The 863-nt window shown below is 46.5% G+C and carries 1 protein-coding gene; it reads right to left on the bottom strand.

The annotated features are described in order from the left end of the window. Nucleotides 1-102: 102 nt before the first annotated feature. On the bottom strand, nt 103-863 hold a 761-nt coding region (locus B2751_RS04835; RefSeq protein ID WP_290773269.1), incomplete at its 5' end, for an ABC transporter ATP-binding protein.

The following is an 863-nucleotide window of genomic DNA, read 5'->3' as shown; positions in this document are numbered from 1 at the left end:
TTGATTGAAAAAACGAAACTGAATCAGATGTACGGTCAGTGGAATGACGGAGGTCGTCTCTTACTCGAAGAGCTTCCGGAGACACAATCCGTTGCTGATTGGTCAGACCGCTAAGAAAATCTCTTCTAACGATTGGCGTGCGATTTGCACCTCGTACACTTTGACATCTTGTTTCGCAAGCGAGATGAGTAAATTCGGAATATCTTCTTTTGACGTTAACTCAAGTCGTGTACATTCATCTGTTTGCGACAAGAGTCGAGCGTATTCTGGCAGATGTGATGGCTCTAACCGTGGAACAGTCCGAATACGGATTTGAATTTCCTGCCTCATCGCTTCTTGTAATGACGCAACGGTTCCAGAGCGGACGATTCTTCCCTCCGCCATAATGGCAACACGGTCACACATCTTTTCCATCTCATTCAAGTTATGCGAGGTCAAGAAGATCGTTTTTCCTTCCGCTTTCAATGTGAGCAATAAGCGCTGGATATCGATCGCCGATTCTGGATCAAGACCGGATGTCGGTTCATCTAAAAAGAGTAGTTCCGGATTTCCGGTGAGCGCTTGTGCGATACTGATCTTTTTCTTCATCCCGAACGAGAAGCTCCTGATCTTTTGTCGCTCCGTTCCGCTTAATCCGACCTGTTCAAGCAATCTTCCAATTTCTTGCTTCGTGATGCGAACTCCGGATAATCCTGCCATATATTCAAGAAACGCACGTGCCGTCATGTCATGATAGAGATTCGATGTATCCGGCATGACTCCAATCCGTTGTTTGATTGCATCCAGTCGATCAGTGGGTTTCCCAAGAAGTACGACAGTTCCGCCTGTCGAGTGTGTGATCCCGCTCATAATCTGAATGAACG

It is taken from the genome of Exiguobacterium sp. UBA6282, assembly GCF_002440475.1.
Taxonomy (GTDB): domain Bacteria; phylum Bacillota; class Bacilli; order Exiguobacteriales; family Exiguobacteriaceae; genus Exiguobacterium_A.
This window is presented reverse-complemented; position numbering and strand designations above follow the sequence as displayed.